We start from the raw sequence: 756 nt of genomic DNA on the forward strand, positions 1-756 counted from the left end.
ATGTTAACCAGCTGAGGTAATTCGTCGAGGCTCAATTTCCGCAACACGATGCCGACAGTGGTGACGCGTGGATCGACCTGCAGCTTTCGCGCCGCCACCCATTCTGCGTGTGCCTCCGGATTTGCAGCGATATGGGCTTCAAGGACGGCATCACCGTCCGTAACCATGGTACGAAATTTGAGGCAATAGAACGCATTCCCGCCGCGCCCGATGCGGCGATGGCCATAAAAAACAGGCCCACCATCCGACAATTTAACCAGACAGGAGAGCAGTACAAACAGCGGGCTGAGGAGGATAAGGGCAAGGATCGCGGCAAACACATCGAACGATCGTTTCAAGAACCCGCCAACCGGAAGACTTGGCAATTCGTCCGACTGCCGAATGAGTTTGGTATTCACGAGAAGTTCCCTTTCGAATCTGTGATCCACAAATTTCGGCTTGGCCGTGGGCTTCGTGTCAGGGAGGGCAAGGCAAAGCCTGCAGCACTGCAGACGGATGGAATTTGACTATGGATTTCCCTCTCAATTTATAGCTTTGCGGTACCAATGCTTCGGACTGCCTCTCGCCCAACGTGGAACGCAGGCAACCGTTCCACGTTGGGTCTTCAGACCGAGGCAGGATGAGACCTATGCCGTTCTCGAATAAGACCAAAGTCTTGTCATGATGCAGCAATGGTTTGATCAGAATGATATCGGCATGTTGACAGGGCGCGCATCGGGCTTCTTATGCCAGTGACACCAAGCTCATCCATCGCGC

Annotated in this window: 1 protein-coding gene; it reads right to left on the reverse strand. The window is 53.7% G+C overall.

Annotated elements, in window-relative coordinates; genetic code table 11:
* A partial coding sequence (locus tag ACXJ5O_RS28825) for a sugar transferase (protein ID WP_457302891.1) occupies window positions 1-398 on the reverse strand: 398 nt, incomplete at its 3' end.
* Window positions 399-756 lie beyond the last annotated feature (358 nt).

Source organism: Phyllobacterium sp. P5_D12 (assembly GCF_054049495.1).